Source organism: Streptomyces sp. NBC_00654 (genome assembly GCF_026341775.1).
Classification (GTDB): domain Bacteria; phylum Actinomycetota; class Actinomycetes; order Streptomycetales; family Streptomycetaceae; genus Streptomyces.
In genome coordinates this window covers 1,524,188-1,542,399 of the sequence record NZ_JAPEOB010000002.1, presented here as the reverse complement: position 1 = coordinate 1,542,399, position 18,212 = coordinate 1,524,188, and the positions used below count along the sequence as shown (strand labels likewise).

Genomic DNA, 18,212 nt, shown 5'->3' with positions numbered 1-18,212 from the left:
GCTTCGAACCGAGCGGGGTGAGCTACATGGCGACCAAGGACACCGGCGGCGGACAGCAGAAGGCGACACGTTCCACCGAGGAGGCCGAGGAGCAGGCGCAGGACGCGCAGGCGTCCGAGGACCTCAAGGAGCGCCAGGAGAAGCTGAGCGACGACGTCGACTCGGTGCTGGACGAGATCGACGACGTCCTGGAGGAGAACGCCGAGGACTTCGTCAGGTCCTTCGTGCAAAAGGGCGGACAGTAGTTCACGGATGTGAACGCTCGGATGTGAGCCGGGCGCCCCGGGCCGGAAACGGTCCGGGGCACGGTCCGGCGGAGGACGGCCCGCGGAGACGGGGCGGCCGCCCGCGCCGCGCCGGCCTTTCCCCGTGCGTGGCCGCACGGTCACATCCCGCTACTCCCGCCGAACAGGTGGATCACCGTCACGGGGCGGGTAGGGTCCGTGGCGTAATGTGCTGCAACTGCAATTCGGCCATCGGCAAGTTGGGGGATGATCCTGACACCTTGCGCAGGGCCATCGCATACCTGGAGGGAAACGCGTGGAAGCCAACACTCGTAGCACCGGGCGTCTACCAGCTGCCTTCCTGACGCCGGGTTCGTCCTCGTTCATGGACTTCCTGTCCGACCAGTCGCCCCAGATGCTCCCGGGCAACCGGAATCTGCCGCCTCTGCAGGGAGCCATCGAGGCACCGCACGGCACGACGATCGTCGCGGCCTCGTTCCCCGGCGGAGTCGTACTGGCCGGTGACCGGCGCGCCACCATGGGCAACATGATCGCGCAGCGCGACATCGAGAAGGTCTTCCCCGCCGACGAGTACTCGGCGGTCGGTATCGCCGGCACGGCCGGCCTGGCCGTGGAGATGGTCAAGCTCTTCCAGCTGGAGCTGGAGCACTTCGAGAAGGTCGAGGGCGCCCAGCTCTCCCTGGAGGGCAAGGCCAACCGGCTCTCCACCATGATCCGCAGCAATCTGGCCATGGCCATGCAGGGCCTCGCCGTCGTGCCGCTCTTCGCCGGCTTCGACGTCGACCGCGAGCGGGGCCGGATCTTCTCGTACGACGTCACCGGCGGCCGCTCCGAGGAGCACGGCTACGCGGCGACCGGTTCCGGCTCGATCTTCGCCCGCGGGTCGATGAAGAAGCTCTACCGCGAGGACCTGACGGAGGAGCAGGCTCTCACCCTGGTCGTACAGGCGCTGTACGACGCCGCCGACGACGACTCGGCGACCGGAGGCCCGGACGTGGCCCGCCGGATCTACCCGATCGTCACCGTCATCACCGACGAAGGCTTCCGGAGGCTGACGGACCAGGAGTCCGCCGAGATCGCGCGCTCGATCCTGGAGCGGCGTCTGGAACAGCCCGACGGCCCGCGCGCCGCGCTGCTCTGACCGGGTCCTGAGACCTCTCCGATGCACTCGTCACTGACAGAAAGGGACGGATAGCCGGTGTCGACGCCGTTCTATGTCTCACCCCAGCAGGCCATGGCCGACCGGGCGGAATACGCCCGGAAGGGCATCGCCCGTGGTCGCAGCCTGGTTGTGCTGCAGTACGCCGACGGCATTGTGTTCGTCGGCGAGAACCCGTCCCGTGCGCTGCACAAGTTCAGCGAGATCTATGACCGGATCGGCTTCGCCGCCGCCGGCAAGTACAACGAGTACGAGAACCTCCGCATCGGCGGCGTGCGCTACGCCGATCTGCGCGGATACACCTACGACCGCGACGATGTGACGGCCCGTGGGCTGGCCAACGTCTACGCGCAGACGCTGGGCACCATCTTCTCCAGTGCGGCCGAGAAGCCGTACGAGGTGGAGCTGGTGGTCGCCGAGGTCGGTTCCGCGCCCGACGGCGACCAGATCTACCGGCTGCCGCACGACGGCTCGATCGTGGACGAGCACGGCTCGGTCGCGGTCGGCGGCAACGCGGAGCAGATCGGCGGTTTCCTGGACCAGCGCCACCGTGACGGCATGACGCTCGCGGAGGCGCTCAAGCTGGCTGTCCAGGCGCTGTCCCGGGAGCCGAACGGCGGCGAGCGGGAGATCCCCGCGGAGCGGCTGGAGGTCGCGGTCCTGGACCGTACGAGGCCGCAGCAGCGCAAGTTCAAGCGCATCGTCGGGCGGCAGCTGGCGCGTCTGCTGGGCGCGGACGACGCGGCGGGGAGCACCCCGACGGACGCTCCGTCCGACACCGAGGACGCCGATTCCACCGACACCCCGGCGGAGTCGGCGGGTTCCGCGGAGTCCGGGTCCACGGAGTCCGGGTCCGGGAAGTCCGGTTCCGGGAAGCCCGGCGGTTCCGCCGCGGACACGGACGCTCCGGATTCTTCGGGATCCTCGGACGCGTCGGGGTCCTCGGAGGGATAGCCCCCTTCGGGCACCGTGCGTTTCTGTGTCCCGGCCCACCGCGGAGGCGGCGGGCCGGGACACCGTCATGACCGGGCGGCGACGGCGGGCGGCGGTGCGGTGGAGCCGCGTTCCACCAGCCGGACGGGCAGGCTGCCCCGCTCGGCCGGGCGGCCGTCCAGGACGGCGAGCAGTGCCGCCATGCCCCGCTCGCCGACCTGCTCGGCGGGCAGCTGGACGGTGGTGAGCTCCGGTTCCACGGCGGTGGCCAGCGCCAGGTCGTCGAAGCCGGTGACCGAGATGTCGTCCGGTACCCGCAGCCCGATCCGGCGGACCGCCTTGCAGGCACCGGCGGCCAGCACGTCGTCGTCGCAGATGACCGCGGTGGGCCGGGGCCCCGGAGCGGCCAGTGCCCGCGCGGTGGCCTCGTGCCCCGCCCGTACGTCCAGGGAGGCCCGGACGGTGCGGACGGCGGCGTCCGGAACGTCCCGCAGCGCGTCGTGCAGCGCCTGGGCCCGGACCGCGAAGGTCCAGGTGTCGACGGCGGACGCGACATGGACGAACCGGCGGTGGCCGAGGGACAGCAGATGCTCCGTCACCTGGCGCATGCCGTCGGCGATGTCGAGGTTCACATGCGCGGCGGCCTCCGGGCCGGCCGGATCGCTGTCCAGCATCACCAGCGGCAGCTCCGCGCCGTGCAGCGCGCCGAGGGCGTCGGACGCCATGGAGGAGGCGATCACTCCGTCGAGGGCCGCCTGCGCGGAGGCGAAGGGGTCCCGCGCCGGGCCGGTCCCGTCGGGAGAGGGATAGAGCACGACGCCGAAGCCGTGCTCGGCGGCGACGGCGGCGGCGCCGGTGTAGACGCGGGCGAAGAACTCGTTGGTGAGCGCGGGGACCACCAGCAGGGCGGTCCGGGTGCGGCCGAGGCGGAGGCTGCGGGCGGCGAGGTTGGGCCGGTAGCCCAGCTCCCCGGCGCACTCCCGTACGCGCTGGGCCGTGGCCTGCGACACCCGGCCGTGCCACTTGTCGCCGAGGACGAGGGAGACGGTGGCCTGGGAGACCCCTGCGGCCCGTGCCACGTCGCGGCTGGTGGGCCGGGGCGGGACGGGCTGCTGTGCGCTGGTCAATCGGGCCTCCGTGCGGGGTGGTGCGGGGGTGATCGGGGTCGTGTGCCGCGAGATCCCGGGGTGCCGGGAGGTGGACCCGCCGACTGCCGACATGGTACGTATGGGCCTCGACGTTATACGTAAAACTCCAGCGCGGCGGAAGCCGGACCGGGGGAGAGGGACGGACATGGCCGCGGGATATCTGGAAATCCTCCGGGCGCGGCACGCCGCCCGGCTGCTGACGGGCACTCTGGTGGGGCGGCTGCCGAACGCCACCGCCCACATCGCGATCGTGATGTTCACCCGCGCCGAGGGCGGCAGCTACACCCAGGCGGGTGTTCTCGCCGCCGCGTACGGTCTGGCGACGGCCGTCGGGCAGCCGCTGCTGGGCCGGGCCGTCGACCTCTACGGGCAGCCGCGCGTCCAGTTCCCCGCCTCGGTGCTCTCCGCGCTCGGCATGGCCCTGCTCGCGCTGACCGGCCTCGGCACACTGCCGCTGGCCTACCTCGCCGTGATCGTCGCAGGGGTCTTCACGCCGCCGCTGGAGGGCGGGCTGCGGGCCCTGTGGCCCACCGTCCTGGGGCGTGAGGACCGGGTGCACCGGGCGTACGCCATGGACGCCGTGGCCCAGGAGGTGATGTTCACCCTGGGCCCGCTCCTGGTGACCGTGCTCGTCTCCCTGTGGTCGCCCGCCGCCGCGCTCCTCGTCATCAACGCGATAGGCGTCGTCGGGGCCCTGTCCGTGGTCCTCTCGGAGCCCTCCCGGACCTGGCGCTCGGCGCCGCGCGAGGCGCACTGGCTGGGTGCGCTGCGCTCGCCCGGACTCCTCGCGCTGCTCGGCTCCTTCTTCTTCGTCGGTCTGGCGATGGGCTCGATCACCGTGGCGGGAGTGGCCTACGCCGACGACCACGGCAGGGAATCCGTGTACGGCTGGCTGATGGCCGCCCTCGGCCTCGGCGCGCTGATCGGTGGCGCGGCCTACGGGGCGCGGCAGTGGGCGGGCGCGCCGGAGCGGCGGCTGCGGGTGATACTCGCTCTGCTGGCGCTGGGCTACCTGCCGTTGACGCTGACCCCCTCGGTGCCCGTGATGACGGCGCTGGCCGCACTCGCCGGGGTGTTCCTGGCCCCGGCGATCGCCTGCTCGTTCATCGTCGTGGACCGGCACGCGCCGCGCGGCACGGTGACCGAGGCGTTCTCCTGGCTCGTCACCACGTTCGGCGTAGGTGCCGCCGCCGGAACCGCCGCGGCGGGCCCGGCCGTCGAGCTCGGCGGAACGGCGTGGAGCTTCGCGGTGGCGGGGGCCGGAGGGGTGGCCGCGCTGCTGGTGCTCCTGGCCACCGGAAAGGTCCTCGCAGTTCCCGGGCGTACGCCCGCTGTTGTGGCGGGATCGGAAAATGATCGAAACGGTGCCGTCGAACCCGGTTTCAGCTCAGGCCATAAGGCGTAATGTTCAGTCATGGACCGCCGCATTTTCGGGCTGGAGAACGAGTACGGCGTCACGTGCACGTTCAGGGGACAGCGCCGACTGTCACCTGACGAAGTGGCGCGCTACCTCTTCCGCCGTGTTGTGTCATGGGGCCGCAGCAGCAATGTCTTTCTGCGGAACGGCGCCCGCCTCTACCTCGACGTGGGATCGCATCCGGAATATGCAACCCCCGAATGCGACAATGTGACCGAACTGGTCACGCACGACAAGGCCGGCGAGCGCATTCTGGAAGGTCTGCTCGTCGACGCCGAACGCCGCCTGCACGAGGAGGGAATCGCGGGCGACGTCTATCTCTTCAAGAACAACACCGACTCGGCGGGAAACTCCTACGGATGCCATGAGAACTACCTCGTGGCCCGGCACGGAGAATTCTCCCGGCTCGCGGACATCCTCATTCCGTTCCTCGTCACGAGGCAGCTGATCTGCGGCGCCGGCAAGGTGCTCCAGACGCCGCGCGGAGCGGTCTACTGCGTCAGCCAGCGCGCCGAACACATCTGGGAGGGCGTCAGCTCCGCGACGACCCGCTCGCGTCCGATCATCAACACCCGGGACGAACCCCACGCGGACGCGGAGCGGTACCGCCGCCTCCACGTCATCGTGGGTGACTCGAACATGTCCGAGACGACGATGCTGCTCAAGGTCGGCGCGACCGACCTGGTGCTCCGCATGATCGAGGCGGGCACCGTGATGCGGGACCTGACCCTGGAGAACCCGATCCGGGCGATCCGCGAGGTCAGCCACGACATCACGGGGCGGCGCAAGGTGCGCCTGGCCAGCGGCCGTGAGGCCTCCGCCATCGAGATCCAGCGGGAGTACTACGAGAAGGCCGTCGACTTCGTCGAGCGCCGGGGCATCCGGACCGGCACCGTCGACCAGGTCCTCGAACTGTGGGGCCGCACGCTCGACGCCGTCGAGGCCGAGGACCTCGACCGGATCGGTACCGAGATCGACTGGGTGATGAAGTACAAGCTCATCGAGCGGTACCGCGCCAAGCACAACATGACCATGTCGAATCCGCGGGTCGCCCAGATAGACCTCGCGTATCACGACATCCACCGTCGCCGCGGGCTCTACTACCTCCTGGAGCGCAAGGGGCAGGTCGCCCGCATCTGCGACGACCTGAAGATCTTCGAGGGCAAATCGGTGCCCCCGCAGACCACCAGGGCGCGGCTTCGCGGTGACTTCATCCGCAGGGCGCAGGAGCAGCGGCGGGACTTCACCGTCGACTGGGTACACCTCAAACTCAACGACCAGGCACAGCGCACGGTGTTGTGCAAGGACCCGTTCCGTTCCGTGGACGACCGAGTGGAGAAGCTGATCGCGGGTATGTGAGCCGGCGACCAGGACGCGCCCCGGCCTATCGCGTGACAGGGCCCCGTACGTTCCTCGTACGGGGCCCTCCGCACGGCCTAGAGTGTCCGGGACCCAACTACCGTGCCCCCTGAGATCTGAGGAACCAGTGCGCCGACTTGCCGGCCTTCTCGTCGTCCCCCTCCTGCTGCTGTCGACAGCGGCATGCGGCAGCGACGACAAGGCCTCCGACTCCGCCTCGTCGAAGAACGGAATGCCCGCGATCACCGCGGGTGCGAAGTTCGGCGAGAAGCCCACCCTCGCCAAGGGGAAGGGTGATCCGCCCAAGGAACTGAAGACCGAGGTCATCAGCGAGGGTGACGGCGCGAAGCTCAAGAACGGCGACGCGATCCAGGTCAATTATCTCGGTCAGTCGTGGGACTCCACCAAGCCGTTCGACAACAGCTTCGACCGCAAGACGCCGTTCGATCTGACGCTCGGCGCCGGAATGGTCATCCAGGGCTGGGACAAGGGCCTGGTCGGCCAGAAGGTCGGCAGCCGCGTCCAGCTGGTCATTCCCCCCGAGCTCGGCTACGGCGAGCAGGGCCAGGGCGACATCAAGCCCAACGCCACCCTCGTGTTCGTCGTCGACGTCCTGAAGGCGACGCAGATCCCCGCCTCCGCCAAGGGCAGCGAGGTCGCCCAGGACAACATCGACCTGCCGAAGGTCGGCACCAAGACCGACGGCAAGGCACCGACCGTCACGATCCCCAAGAGCGATCCGCCGAAGAAGCTGGTCTCCAACTACATCCTGGAGTCCGACGGCGCGGTCATCAAGGAGAGCGACAGTGTCGTCGTGAACTACGTCGGTCTCCTGTGGAAGGGTGGCAAGGAGTTCGACAGCACCTACGCCCAGGGCAAGACCCAGACCTTCCCGCTGGCCCAGATCACCCTCAAGGGGCTGAAGGACGGTCTGATCGACAAGAAGGTCGGCAGCCGCGTGCTGCTCGTCATCCCGCCGGACCAGGCGTTCGGCGACAAGGCGCAGCAGAGCATCCCCGCCAACTCCACGCTCGTCTTCGCCGTGGACATCCTGGCAAAGATGTAAGACTGTCCCGGTTGCCCAGTTCATCATTTAGAGGAGCAGTTCAGTGAGCATCGAGAAGCCCGAGATCGACTTCCCGGGTGGCGAGCCGCCGGTCGACCTGGAGATCAAGGACATCTGGGAGGGCGACGGTGCCGTCGCCAAGGCCGGCGACACTGTCTCCGTCCACTACGTGGGTGTGGCCTTCTCCACCGGCGAGGAGTTCGACGCCTCCTGGAACCGCGGCACCCCGCTGCGCTTCCAGCTCGGCGCCGGTCAGGTCATCTCCGGCTGGGACCAGGGCGTCCAGGGCATGAAGGTCGGCGGCCGTCGCCAGCTGACCATTCCCGCCGCCCTCGCGTACGGCGACAGCGGCGCCGGTGGCGGCCGCATCGCCCCCGGCGAGACGCTGATCTTCGTCTGCGACCTGGTCGGAGTCTGATCCGTCCGACGGACGTGAGCACAGGGCCCATGCCGTACGGCATGGGCCCTCGCTCTGTCCAGCGGGAGGCCCTCGCTTTTGTCCGGACACGCGGGGGCGGTACGGTCGACGGTCATAGCACGTAGAGAAAGGGCGTCGATGGCGATTGCCAAGGCCGAGCGGCTGATGAACCTGGCGCTGTGCCTTCTGGGAACCAGGCGTCCGCTCAGCAAGCGTGAGCTCCGCGGCTCCATCGAGGCCTACCTGGAAGCCGGCTCCGACGACTCCTTCAACCGGATGTTCGAGCGCGACAAGGACGATCTGCGCGAACTCGGTCTGATCATCGAGACCGTGGAGAACCTGGACGGTGACACCGGATATCTCGCGCGCCGCGACAGCAACCGGCTCCCGCCCATCACGCTGGACGCCGAGGAGGCCGCGGCGCTGGGGCTCGCCGCCAAGGTGTGGCAGCAGGCCCGGCTCGCCGGGGCCGCGAGCGGCGCGCTGCAGAAGCTGCGGGCCGCGGGCATGCCCGAGGCGGAGGACGCGTACGAGGTGCACAGCGCCCTCGAACCCCGCATTCCGGTCCATGAGGCGGCCTTCGAGCCGCTGATGCTGGCCTGCCGGGACCGCCGCCCGGTCACCTTCGACTACCGCAAGGCGAACTCCGCCCGCCCCGGACAGCGACAGGTCGAGCCCTGGACCCTGGAGTGCTGGCGCGGGCACTGGTACCTGGCCGGCTGGGACCGGGACCGGGGTGCCGAGCGAGTGTTCCGGCTCTCCCGGATCACCGGCCGGGTCCGCTCCAGGTCCGGCGCCTTCACGGCCGAGGTGCCCGACGTCGTGACGGTGCGCGAGACCGTCGAGAGCTGGGCGGGGGAGACCGCGACCAGGACCGCGCGGATCAGGCTGCGCGCCGGTTCCGGATACCCGCTGCGCTCACGCGCGATATCGGTACGGGACCTGGGCGGCGGGTGGGACGAGCTGGAGATTCCGTACGGGCACGGCCTGGACGCCTGGCTCGTCGAGTTCGGCCCGGACGTCGTCGTGGAGGAGCCCGCCGATCTGCGGGCCGATGTGGTGGACCGGCTGCGTGCCGTGGCCAAGGACTAGGGGACCCGTACCGATGGCCACGAACGCGATCGACCAGACCCGCCGGATGCTCTCCCTGGTGACGTATCTGCGTGAGCGCCCCGGCGCGCACGTCCAGGACGTGGCACGGGCCTTCGGGATCACCGAGGACGAGCTGATCTCGGACCTCGATGTGCTCCCGATGTGCGGGACCAGCTTCCGGGGCGGTGACCTGCTGGACATCGACACCGACGGTGACCGCATCTGGTGGCACAACCCCGACGACGTGGCCGAGCCGCTGCGGCTCGCCGCCGACGAGGCCACCGCGCTGCTCGTCGCGGCGCGCGCCGTGGCGACCCTGCCCGGACTGCGCGAGAGCGACCGGCTGGCGCTGGTACGGGCCACCGCCAAGCTGGAGACGGCCGCCGGTGAGGTGGGGGCCGCGAGCTCCCGGCTCTCGGTGACCTTCGAGGCGGAGGGCGGGGTCTTCGCCGATGTCGACCGGGCCATCTCCGAGCGGCGCCGGCTCTGGCTGCGCTACTACTCGCCAGCCCGCGACGAACTGACCGAGCGCGAGGTGGACCCGATCCGGCTGTTCGCGGTCGGGCACACCTACATGGAGGGCTGGTGCCGGCTCTCCGAGGCCCGGCGCACCTTCCGGCTGGACCGGGTCGCCGAGATCAGGCTGCTCGACGCACCGGCCGCGCCGCCGGAGCTGGAACTGCGCGATCTGTCGGAGGGGCTGGTGCAGCCCTCGGCGCAGGACCCGGAGGTCGTCATCGAGGTGGGCCCCGGCGGCCGGTGGGTCGCCGAGTACTACCCGCACGACAGCGCGGAGGAGCTTCCCGACGGCGGGATGCGCATCACGCTGAGGACCCCGGACCCCGCCTCGCTGCGCAGGCTCGCCCTGCGCCTGGGCGGGGAGGGGCGCATCGTCGCCCCGCCGGAGCTGGCGGACAGTGCGCGGCGGGCGGCCCGCGAGGCGCTCGCCGCCTACGACGGCGTGGCCTGAGCGGCGGCCGGAGGAGCGATGGACCAGATGTCTGTGATGTCCCGCGTCACGGTGCTCCCGTACCCGGTCCCCGGGCCGGGACGGACACCGGGACAGGGGCGGGCGCAGGGGTACGTCCCCGGCCCGGTGCCCGAACCCGTACCCGCCGCCGTGCGCTTCCGTGCCTCCTGCCCGGACTGCCAGGGGCGCTTCGAACTCGCCGCGGGCGGCCTGCGCCTGGTGATCGGCGCCGGCCCCCGCACCACGTTCTACTCCTTCACCTGCCCCGAGTGCGGCGCCACCGTCCGCAAGCCCGCCGGGGAACGCATCATCGAACTCCTCACCGGCGGCGGCGTTTCCACGCTGCGCCTGCACACCGCCCCGTAGGAAGAAGAGGCCCCGCCGCATGTTCTGGCCCATGCTCGCCATCGCCCTGGGATTCCTGGGCATCGCCGTGCTCGGTGTCCTGGCCGTCAAGGTCTTCGTCGAAGCGGAGCGGCTGGGGCGTCAGGTGTCCGCCACCACACAGCGCATCAACCGAGCGGCCGAGGACCTCGAACGAGCGGCGACCGACCTCGCCGCCACCGGGGATGCCCTGCGATAGCAGGGCCGCGGCCTGATGTTTCTCCACTTCGGGGGGTACGCTGCTGAAGTCGGCCCAGGCAGGGAGGTGCGGGCCGCAATCGGGAGTATGCACAGGCATTGCCTCGCGTTTACCCCTGCGGGTTACGATCGCTGCCAGCGCACAGGTCGGACGTATGTCCTGCCGAACGGGTAGCGAGCCCACCCTCCAGTCGCCTCAGTGAGAAGGAAGTCGCCCATGATCGGCAATCTGAAGCCCCTCGAGATCGTTCTGATCATCGCTGTCATCCTGCTGCTCTTCGGTGCCAAGAAGCTTCCCGACATGGCGCGCTCGCTCGGCAAGTCGGCCCGCATCCTCAAGAGCGAGGCCAAGGCGATGAAGAAGGACGACGCGGAGCCCGCGGCCCCCACGACGGAGACCGTCGCGGACCAGACCCCGCCGCAGTCCACCACCGCGCGCACCATCCAGGCCGCTCCGGGAGACGTCACCAGCTCCCGCCCGGTCAGCGAGGCCAAGCCCACCACCCAGAGCTGACAGCTGACGCGTTCCGGCGACAGCCGCTGCACGAGACGAGGGAAGTGGGTTGCTCAAGTCTGCCCGCAAGCAGGAGAAGGACGACGAGGGGCGCATGCCCCTCCTCGATCACCTGCGTGAGCTGCGTAACCGGCTGCTGAAGTCGGTACTGGCCGTCGTGATCGCGGTGATCGTGGCAGCGTTCTTCCAGAAGGAGATCTTCGAGTTCCTGATGGAGCCGATCCTGGACTCGGTCGGCTGCAAGAACGGCGCCGTCACCATGGTCAACGGTCGGCCATGCGCCGAAATGACCACCAACGGTCTGCTGTCCCCCTTCACCATCGCCCTGAAGGTGGCGCTGATGGCGGGTGTGCTGGTGGCGACGCCGGTGTGGCTCTACCAGCTGTGGGCGTTCGTCGCCCCGGGCCTGCACAGCCAGGAGAAGCGGTACGCCGTCGCCTTCGTCGTGGCAGGTGTGCCCCTGTTCATCGGCGGGGCCTACCTCGCGTACGCGATTCTTCCGCAGACCGCCGAGATCATGCTCGGGTTCACACCGGACAACGTGAAGAACCTGCTGCCCCTCGACGACTTCCTCGACCTGATCACCCGCATGGTGATCGTCTTCGGCCTGGCCTTCGAGCTGCCGCTGCTGCTCGTCGCGCTGAACATGACGGGCGTCGTCTCCGGCAAGCGGATGCTCACCTGGTGGCGCGGCATGATCGTGGGGCTCACCGCCTTCGCCGCCATCGCGACCCCCGGCGGTGAGCCGGTCTCCATGCTGCTGCTCGCCGGGCCGCTCGCGCTCCTGTACTTCGTCGCGGTCGGCTTCTCCCTGCTGAACGACAAGCGCAGAAGGCGCAACAACCCGGACGCCGATCTCGACGACGACGAAGCCTCCGAGATCGACCTCACTCCCGAGGATGTGGGAGGAGTGGAGAGCGTGTCCTCCTCGCGCAGGGCACTGCCGGAGCAGGCTTCCGGCGAGTCCGGCCGCAGGGACCCGCATCGGCTGAACGGCTACGACGACATCACCTGACCTTGTAGGGTCCGGCGGGTGACCAGCGAGATCACCCTTTTCGTCAATCCCACCGCGGGAAGCGGCCGGGGCGCGCACGCCGCGCAGCCGGCCGCTTCCGCGTTGCGGGACGCCGGATTCTCCGTCCGCACGGTTCTCGGCGAGGACGCCGACGACGCCCTGGGCCGCGCCCGCGAGGCCGTGGCCGCGGGGACCGGGGCACTGATAGCCGTGGGCGGGGACGGCCTGATGTCCCTCGCCCTCCAGGCCGTCGCCGGGACCACCACACCCCTCGGTGTCGTCGCGGTCGGTACCGGCAACGACTTCGCCCGCGCGCTGGGCCTGCCGGTGAGGGACCCGGCGGCCGCCGGCCGGCTCGCCGCCGGGGCACTCAAGTCCGGGGGAGTGCGCGAGACGGACCTCGGCCGGGCCGGCGGGCGGTGGTTCGGCTCGGTGCTCGCCTCCGGCTTCGATTCACGGGTGAACGACCGGGGCAACCGGATGCGCTGGGTCGGCGGGCGGTTCAAGTACGACCTCGCGATCCTCGCCGAACTGGCAGCCTTCCGCCCGATCCCGTACCGGATCCGGCTGGACGGCGGCGAGGTACGGGAGACCGAGGCGACGCTGATCGCTGTCGGCAACGGGAGCACCTACGGCGGCGGGATGCGGATCTGCGCCGACGCCGTGATGGACGACGGGCTGTTCGACGTGACCGTGGTGGGGGACTGCAGCCGGGCCACCCTGTTGAAGGTGTTTCCGCAGGTCTACCGGGGAACGCATCTGGGCCACCCGAAGGTCACCGTGCACCGGGTCTCCTCGATCGAACTCGCGGCCGCCGGTGTCACCGCGTACGCGGACGGTGAACCGATGGGAGCGCTGCCGCTCACGGCCACCTGCGTGCCCGGTGCGGTCAGGGTGCTGACCGGGTGAGATGCGGGGTGAATTAAAGATCGGGCTGACTGTCGGAGGTGGCGGGTAGGCTCGTATCAAGATGACAGAGGACCTCTCACCAGCTGAGCGATACCAGGCTTCTCGGGTCCGTGCGGCCGAGCAGGCCACGGCCCTCGGGCCCTTCCGCGAGATGTACGAATTCGGACTGGACCCGTTCCAGATCGAGGCCTGCCAGGCCATGGAAGCGGGCAAGGGGGTGCTGGTCGCGGCCCCCACCGGGTCGGGCAAGACGATCGTCGGCGAGTTCGCCGTGCACCTGGCTCTGGAGCAGGGCCGCAAGTGCTTCTACACCACGCCCATCAAGGCACTGTCCAACCAGAAGTTCGCCGACCTGGTCAAGCGCTACGGCGCGGACAAGGTCGGCCTGCTGACCGGGGACAACAGCGTCAACTCGGAGGCACCGGTGGTCGTCATGACCACCGAGGTCCTGCGGAACATGCTGTACGCGGGCTCCCAGTCCCTGACCGGACTCGGATATGTGGTGATGGACGAGGTGCACTACCTCTCCGACCGCTTCCGGGGCGCGGTGTGGGAGGAAGTGATCATTCACCTGCCGGAGTCGGTGACCCTGGTCTCCCTGTCGGCGACCGTGTCCAACGCGGAGGAGTTCGGCGACTGGCTGGACACCGTCCGGGGCGACACCGCGGTGATCGTCTCCGAGCACCGGCCCGTGCCGCTCTGGCAGCACGTCATGGCCGGGCGCAGGATGTACGACCTCTTCGAGGAGGAGACCGACCACGGCGGCCGCGGCGCCGGACGCCGCGAGGTCAACCCCGACCTCGTCCGGCTCGCCCGGATGGAGAACCAGCGCGGGTACAACCCGCGCGAGCGCCGTCGCGGCAAGATGGTGCGCGAAGCGGACCGCGAGCGCGAGCGGCGCCAGCGCAGCCGGATCTGGACACCCGGACGGCCCGAGGTCATCGACCGGCTGGACGCCGAAGGGCTCCTGCCCGCGATCACGTTCATCTTCAGCAGGGCCGGCTGCGAGGCCGCCGTGCAGCAGTGTCTGCACGCCGGACTCCGGCTCAACGACGAGGACAAGCGCCGCCTGGTCAGGGAGATCGTCGAGGAGCGGACCGCGTCCATCCCCGGCGAGGACCTCCAGGTCCTCGGGTACTACGAGTGGCTCGAAGGGCTGGAGCGGGGCATCGCCGCGCACCACGCCGGCATGCTGCCGACCTTCAAGGAGGTCGTCGAGGAGCTGTTCGTGCGCGGCCTCGTCAAGGCGGTCTTCGCCACGGAGACGCTGGCCCTCGGCATCAACATGCCCGCGCGCTCGGTGGTGCTGGAGAAGCTCGTCAAGTGGAACGGCGAGCAGCATGCCGACATCACCCCCGGCGAGTACACCCAGCTCACCGGCCGCGCCGGGCGCCGGGGCATCGACGTCGAGGGCCACGCGGTGGTCCTGTGGCAGCGGGGCATGGACCCGACCGCGCTGGCGGGCCTGGCCGGCACGCGTACGTATCCGCTGCGCTCCAGCTTCCGCCCCTCGTACAACATGGCGGTGAACCTGGTGCAGCAGTTCGGGCGGCACCGTTCGCGTGAGCTGCTGGAGACCTCCTTCGCCCAGTTCCAGGCCGACCGGTCCGTCGTCGGGATCTCCCGGCAGGTCCAGCGGAACGAGGAGGGCCTGGAGGGCTACCGGGAGGGCATGACCTGCCACCTCGGTGACTTCGAGGAGTACGCGCGGATGCGGCGCGACCTCAAGGACCGGGAGACGGAACTGGCCAAGCAGGGTGCCGCGCAGCGGCGTGCCGCCGCGGCGTCGTCCCTGGAGAAGCTGAAGCCCGGTGACGTCATCCATGTGCCGACGGGCAAGTTCGCGGGTCTCGCCCTGGTGCTGGACCCGGGGCTGCCGGCCGGCCGGGCCAACGGGCACCGGGGATTCGACCACCACGACGGTCCGCGCCCGTTGGTGCTGACCGCCGAGCGGCAGGTGAAGCGGCTGGCATCGATCGACTTCCCGGTGCCGGTGGAGGCGCTGGAGCGGATGCGCGTCCCGAAGTCGTTCAATCCGCGCTCGCCGCAGTCGCGCCGCGACCTGGCGTCCGCGCTGCGGTCGAAGGCCGGGCACATCGCGCCGGAGCGGCACCGCAAGCAGCGGGCCGCGGCCGCCGACGACCGGGAGATCACCCGGCTGCGCACCGAGCTGCGCGCCCACCCCTGCCACGGGTGCGACGAGCGCGAGGACCACGCGCGGTGGGCCGAGCGGTATCACCGCCTGCAGCGTGACACCCGGCAGCTGGAGCACCGGATCGAGGGGCGGACGAACACCATCGCCCGGACCTTCGACCGGATCGTCGCACTCCTCACCGAGCTGGACTACCTCCGGGGCAACGAGGTCACCGACAACGGCAGGCGGCTCGCCCGGCTCTACGGCGAGCTGGACCTGCTGGCCAGCGAGTGTCTGCGCGAGGGCGTCTGGGAGGGCCTGAACCCGGCCGAACTCGCCGCGTGCGTCTCGGCGTTGGTGTACGAGGCGCGGCAGGCGGACGATGCGGTGGCGCCCAAGCTGCCGTCCGGTCCCGCGAAGACCGCCATGGGCGAGATGGTCCGTATCTGGGGCCGGCTCGACGCCGTGGAGGAGGACTTCAAGATCAACCAGACCGAGGGGGTCGGGCAGCGCGAGCCCGACCTCGGGTTCGCCTGGGCGGTCTACATGTGGGCCTCCGGGCGCACGCTGGACGAGGTGCTGCGCGAGGCGGAGATGCCGGCGGGGGACTTCGTGCGGTGGTGCAAGCAGGTCATCGATGTGCTGGGGCAGGTGGCGGCAGCCGCTCCCCGGGACGGGAGTTCGGTGGCGAAGAACGCGCGCAAGGCCGTGGACGCGGTGTTGCGCGGCGTGGTGGCGTACAGCTCCGTGGGATGAGGCGTGAGGCGGGGCGGGCGGGGAGGACCACTCCCCGCCCGCCCCTTACGCGTCCGCCGCCGCGGCAGCCTCGGGGGCGGTCACGGGGCGGGCCGGTCCGCCTGCCGGGACGCGTCGCGCTTGGCCACTTCCTCGCGGACGATCGGGATGACCTGCCGGCCGAAGTCGATCGCGTCGTCCAGCAGGTCGTAGCCGCGGGCGGAGAGGATCTCCACTCCGAGGTCGTAGTAGTCGAGCAGCGCCTGCGCCACCGTTTCCGGGGTGCCCACCAGGGCCGTCGAGTTGCCCGCGCCACCTGTCTCGGCGGCGGTGGGAGTCCACAGGGCCCGGTCGTGGCGCTCGCTCCGCGCGGCCACCCGGAGCAGCCGCTGCGAACCCGAGTTCTCGGGGTTCGTCAGCGGGTGGCGGCGGGCCGGCGGGGCGCCCGCCCTGCGGGCCCTGATGCGGTCGAGCGTGCGGTGCGCCTTCTCCCGGGCCAGCTCCTCGGTCGGCGCGATGACCGGGCGGAACGCGACCTGGATCCTGGGGGTGTCGGTGCGGCCCGCGGCCCTGGCCGCCGCCTTCACCGACTCGATCTGCTCGGCGGTCTCGGCGAGCGGTTCGCCCCAGAGGCAGTAGATATCGGCCTCGGCGCCCCCGGCCGCGTAGGCCGCGGGTGACGATCCGCCGAACGAGACGCGCGGGTGCGGCTGTTGGACGGGGAAGGTGTCGCTCACGAAGTCGTTGAACCGGTAGTGCGTTCCTTCGTGGTCGAAGGGTTCGTGCGAGGTCCATGCCTTCTTGATGATCTGGATGGCCTCGCGGGTGCGGGCGTAGCGCTCGTCCTTCGGGAGGAAGTCGCCCTCGCGCTGCTGCTCGTGGTCGTTCCCGCCGGTGATGAAGTGCACGGCGAGACGGCCGTCGCTGATCCGGTCCAGGGTCGCGAAGGTCTTCGCCGCGAAGGTGGGGTACGAGACGTTGGGGCGGTGGGCCACCAGGATCTGCAGGGTCTCGGTACGGGCCGCGATGTAGGCGGCGGCGGGCGACGGGTCGGGGGAGCCGGAGCCGTAGGCGAACAGCACCCGGTCCCAGCCGTAGTCCTGATGGGCGCGGGCCAGTCTGAGGGTGTACTCCTTGTCGAAGGACGCCCCGGAGCGGGATGTCACTTCGGAACCTTCGTTGGTCGCCGCTATGCCGAGGAACTCGACGGGCATGGCAAGGCCTCATCTCGTGCTGTGCTGGAAACTGCCGTGTCGGGGAATGCCGTGACGTGGAGCGGTCAGGGACGACACGAGGCGGACCACACTCGACCGAAGTCGATGTGGTCACGGGTGACCAGCCGCAGCTGAGGGCGCATCCGCCCAGTGGAACAGGCGTGTTGGCGTCCCGTCAACCATGGGCCGGGAGCTCCCGCCGTGCGGAGCGGGCACATCGGGGAGGGAAGCAGGGGGTGCGGCGGGAACGGAACGGGGGGTGACCGCGGCCCGTCGTCCGGGCTCGCGGCCACGATGTATCCCCGCCCGTGATACCGCTCGGTCAGGTCCTGCGGCTCTTCGCCGCCGTCCCCGCGCAGATCAGTCCCAGCAGGACGGTCAGCCCACCGATGACGACGTTGTTGATCACGACCCCGGCGTCCGGGCTGCTGCCCACGACCCAGGTCGACACGATGATCCAGGCGCCCATGGCGCACATGGCCCAGCTCAGGCCGTACATGCGCTCCGGCATGACGGAGAATCCCAGGGCCAGTACGGCGATGGCGATACCCATCACGAGGTTGTGCGTCACGAGTGCGGGCTGGCTCGCCGTGAAGTGGAGCACCCACGGCGAGATGGCGCAGTACAGACCGACGAGGAATGCCGGTCCGTCCACCAGCGCCACATCACGGCCGCCGAGCATGCGGTCGTACCGGTCGCGCATTTCGGAGACATCGGGGTGACCAGCCAGGTCATGCCCGGTGTGCGAGACGTTGCTCATGAGTTTTCGTCTCCTTCGGTTCTGCAGGCCCGACCGCTGTGTGTGGAGTGCGCGGAAAATGCCTGCTATCCCATGATGCTCTTATCTGCTCCTTATGCGTAGATTTATTTGGCTATGACTGTTCCGGATGCGCGGCTGCGGATCCCGCCCCGTCCGGCCGCCGGGCCGGCGACACAAGATCCGCGGTCCGGAGGGCCGGGCCCCCGTACCCGGCAGCGGCACGTGCAACGGCTCCTTCCCGGGGTCATCCGGTCAGGGCAGGGGGCGCCCGCTCTGCGGCTTCCGGGATGCGCGGGCCACCGGGCCGGGCAGGAAGGAGCGTGTTGTGCGCCGTCCGGCCGTGCCGCGCCGAGGAGCCGCCACCATGACCGATCCCCTCAGCCCGCCACCGGCCGTCGTCGCGGTACTGGGCCCGTGTCACCGGCCGATGCCGTCCTATGGGCCGGTGTCGTTCTCGGCCTCCGAACAGGGCCACGGCGCCGAGGACATGGCCGCCGGACACTTCGCGAGCTTCGGCACCTGAGCAGGGCGGCCGGGTACCT

Annotated in this window: 19 protein-coding genes and 1 pseudogene; 17 read left to right on the top strand and 3 right to left on the bottom strand. The window is 70.3% G+C overall.

The window, feature by feature from the left end; all coding sequences use genetic code 11:
- Positions 1 to 26: 26 nt before the first annotated feature.
- From OHA98_RS27080 to prcA, 4 genes and pseudogenes are all read left to right on the top strand, one after another.
- Positions 27 to 245: a ubiquitin-like protein Pup gene (locus tag OHA98_RS27080; RefSeq protein ID WP_073729588.1), complete on the top strand. Its 219-nt coding sequence runs from the start codon at positions 27 to 29 to the stop codon at positions 243 to 245.
- A gap of 149 nt (positions 246 to 394) precedes the next feature.
- Positions 395 to 589 (top strand): annotated as a pseudogene (locus tag OHA98_RS27075) (endonuclease domain-containing protein); the annotation flags it as partial.
- Positions 541 to 1,386, top strand: a complete 846-nt coding sequence (gene prcB / locus OHA98_RS27070; RefSeq protein ID WP_266929341.1) for a proteasome subunit beta — start codon at positions 541 to 543, stop codon at positions 1,384 to 1,386. The pseudogene OHA98_RS27075 and the gene prcB, both read left to right, overlap by 49 nt.
- 57 nt (positions 1,387 to 1,443) lie before the next feature.
- The gene (gene prcA / locus OHA98_RS27065; RefSeq protein ID WP_266929340.1) at positions 1,444 to 2,358 is read left to right on the top strand and encodes a proteasome subunit alpha; all 915 of its coding nucleotides are present in this window, start codon (positions 1,444 to 1,446) and stop codon (positions 2,356 to 2,358) included.
- A 65-nt stretch (positions 2,359 to 2,423) separates the two neighbouring features.
- Here prcA and OHA98_RS27060 read toward each other — a convergent pair whose 3' ends face one another.
- Positions 2,424 to 3,464: a LacI family DNA-binding transcriptional regulator gene (locus OHA98_RS27060; protein ID WP_266929339.1), complete on the bottom strand. Its 1,041-nt coding sequence runs from the start codon at positions 3,462 to 3,464 to the stop codon at positions 2,424 to 2,426.
- 166 nt (positions 3,465 to 3,630) lie between these two features.
- Here OHA98_RS27060 and OHA98_RS27055 point away from each other — a divergent pair, with 166 nt between their 5' ends.
- From OHA98_RS27055 to OHA98_RS27000, 12 genes are all read left to right on the top strand, one after another.
- On the top strand, positions 3,631 to 4,890 hold the full coding sequence (locus tag OHA98_RS27055) for an MFS transporter (RefSeq protein WP_266929338.1): 1,260 nt from the start codon (positions 3,631 to 3,633) through the stop codon (positions 4,888 to 4,890).
- Positions 4,891 to 4,899: 9 nt separating this feature from the next.
- The gene (gene pafA / locus OHA98_RS27050) at positions 4,900 to 6,261 is read left to right on the top strand and encodes a Pup--protein ligase (RefSeq protein ID WP_266929337.1); all 1,362 of its coding nucleotides are present in this window, start codon (positions 4,900 to 4,902) and stop codon (positions 6,259 to 6,261) included.
- A gap of 127 nt (positions 6,262 to 6,388) precedes the next feature.
- Entirely contained in the window at positions 6,389 to 7,327 is a 939-nt protein-coding gene (locus tag OHA98_RS27045; RefSeq protein WP_266929336.1) for an FKBP-type peptidyl-prolyl cis-trans isomerase, read from the top strand.
- Between the two features lie 43 nt (positions 7,328 to 7,370).
- A complete protein-coding gene (locus OHA98_RS27040; protein WP_266929335.1) occupies positions 7,371 to 7,745 on the top strand; it encodes an FKBP-type peptidyl-prolyl cis-trans isomerase in 375 nt (124 codons plus the stop codon).
- Between the two features lie 138 nt (positions 7,746 to 7,883).
- Entirely contained in the window at positions 7,884 to 8,837 is a 954-nt protein-coding gene (locus OHA98_RS27035) for a YafY family protein (RefSeq protein ID WP_266929334.1), read from the top strand.
- Positions 8,838 to 8,850: 13 nt separating this feature from the next.
- On the top strand, positions 8,851 to 9,807 hold the full coding sequence (locus OHA98_RS27030; RefSeq protein ID WP_266929333.1) for a YafY family protein: 957 nt from the start codon (positions 8,851 to 8,853) through the stop codon (positions 9,805 to 9,807).
- 126 nt (positions 9,808 to 9,933) lie between these two features.
- Positions 9,934 to 10,173 (top strand): hypothetical protein, encoded by a 240-nt coding sequence (locus tag OHA98_RS27025; RefSeq protein WP_266930929.1) that lies wholly within the window; start codon positions 9,934 to 9,936, stop codon positions 10,171 to 10,173.
- 19 nt (positions 10,174 to 10,192) lie between these two features.
- Complete coding sequence (locus OHA98_RS27020) at positions 10,193 to 10,390, top strand: hypothetical protein (protein ID WP_266929332.1); 198 nt, start codon at positions 10,193 to 10,195, stop codon at positions 10,388 to 10,390.
- A gap of 216 nt (positions 10,391 to 10,606) precedes the next feature.
- Positions 10,607 to 10,903: a Sec-independent protein translocase subunit TatA gene (gene tatA / locus OHA98_RS27015; RefSeq protein WP_266929331.1), complete on the top strand. Its 297-nt coding sequence runs from the start codon at positions 10,607 to 10,609 to the stop codon at positions 10,901 to 10,903.
- A 49-nt stretch (positions 10,904 to 10,952) separates the two neighbouring features.
- A complete protein-coding gene (gene tatC, locus OHA98_RS27010; protein ID WP_266929330.1) occupies positions 10,953 to 11,918 on the top strand; it encodes a twin-arginine translocase subunit TatC in 966 nt (321 codons plus the stop codon).
- 18 nt (positions 11,919 to 11,936) lie between these two features.
- Positions 11,937 to 12,827: a diacylglycerol kinase gene (locus OHA98_RS27005; RefSeq protein ID WP_266929329.1), complete on the top strand. Its 891-nt coding sequence runs from the start codon at positions 11,937 to 11,939 to the stop codon at positions 12,825 to 12,827.
- A gap of 61 nt (positions 12,828 to 12,888) precedes the next feature.
- Positions 12,889 to 15,717: an RNA helicase gene (locus OHA98_RS27000; RefSeq protein WP_266929328.1), complete on the top strand. Its 2,829-nt coding sequence runs from the start codon at positions 12,889 to 12,891 to the stop codon at positions 15,715 to 15,717.
- Positions 15,718 to 15,797: 80 nt separating this feature from the next.
- Here OHA98_RS27000 and OHA98_RS26995 read toward each other — a convergent pair whose 3' ends face one another.
- Both OHA98_RS26995 and OHA98_RS26990 read right to left on the bottom strand, forming a co-directional pair.
- A complete protein-coding gene (locus OHA98_RS26995) occupies positions 15,798 to 16,910 on the bottom strand; it encodes an LLM class flavin-dependent oxidoreductase (protein ID WP_266929327.1) in 1,113 nt (370 codons plus the stop codon).
- 322 nt (positions 16,911 to 17,232) lie between these two features.
- Complete coding sequence (locus OHA98_RS26990) at positions 17,233 to 17,670, bottom strand: SPW repeat protein (RefSeq protein ID WP_266929326.1); 438 nt, start codon at positions 17,668 to 17,670, stop codon at positions 17,233 to 17,235.
- Positions 17,671 to 18,034: 364 nt separating this feature from the next.
- Here OHA98_RS26990 and OHA98_RS26985 point away from each other — a divergent pair, with 364 nt between their 5' ends.
- On the top strand, positions 18,035 to 18,193 hold the full coding sequence (locus tag OHA98_RS26985) for a hypothetical protein (RefSeq protein WP_266929325.1): 159 nt from the start codon (positions 18,035 to 18,037) through the stop codon (positions 18,191 to 18,193).
- Positions 18,194 to 18,212: the final 19 nt, after the last annotated feature.

Excerpts from the sequence above, each read along its gene's own strand:
- OHA98_RS27080 (WP_073729588.1), top strand. The coding sequence starts at position 27 with ATGGCGACCAAGGACACCGGCGGCGGACAGCAGAAGGCGACACGTTCC.
- OHA98_RS27055 (WP_266929338.1), top strand. The coding sequence starts at position 3,631 with ATGGCCGCGGGATATCTGGAAATCCTCCGGGCGCGGCACGCCGCCCGG.
- pafA (WP_266929337.1), top strand. The coding sequence starts at position 4,900 with ATGGACCGCCGCATTTTCGGGCTGGAGAACGAGTACGGCGTCACGTGC.
- OHA98_RS27035 (WP_266929334.1), top strand. The coding sequence starts at position 7,884 with ATGGCGATTGCCAAGGCCGAGCGGCTGATGAACCTGGCGCTGTGCCTT.
- OHA98_RS27030 (WP_266929333.1), top strand. The coding sequence starts at position 8,851 with ATGGCCACGAACGCGATCGACCAGACCCGCCGGATGCTCTCCCTGGTG.
- OHA98_RS27020 (WP_266929332.1), top strand. The coding sequence starts at position 10,193 with ATGTTCTGGCCCATGCTCGCCATCGCCCTGGGATTCCTGGGCATCGCC.
- tatA (WP_266929331.1), top strand. The coding sequence starts at position 10,607 with ATGATCGGCAATCTGAAGCCCCTCGAGATCGTTCTGATCATCGCTGTC.
- OHA98_RS27000 (WP_266929328.1), top strand. The coding sequence starts at position 12,889 with ATGACAGAGGACCTCTCACCAGCTGAGCGATACCAGGCTTCTCGGGTC.
- OHA98_RS26995 (WP_266929327.1), bottom strand. The coding sequence starts at position 16,910 with ATGCCCGTCGAGTTCCTCGGCATAGCGGCGACCAACGAAGGTTCCGAA.
- OHA98_RS26990 (WP_266929326.1), bottom strand. The coding sequence starts at position 17,670 with ATGAGCAACGTCTCGCACACCGGGCATGACCTGGCTGGTCACCCCGAT.
- OHA98_RS26985 (WP_266929325.1), top strand. The coding sequence starts at position 18,035 with ATGACCGATCCCCTCAGCCCGCCACCGGCCGTCGTCGCGGTACTGGGC.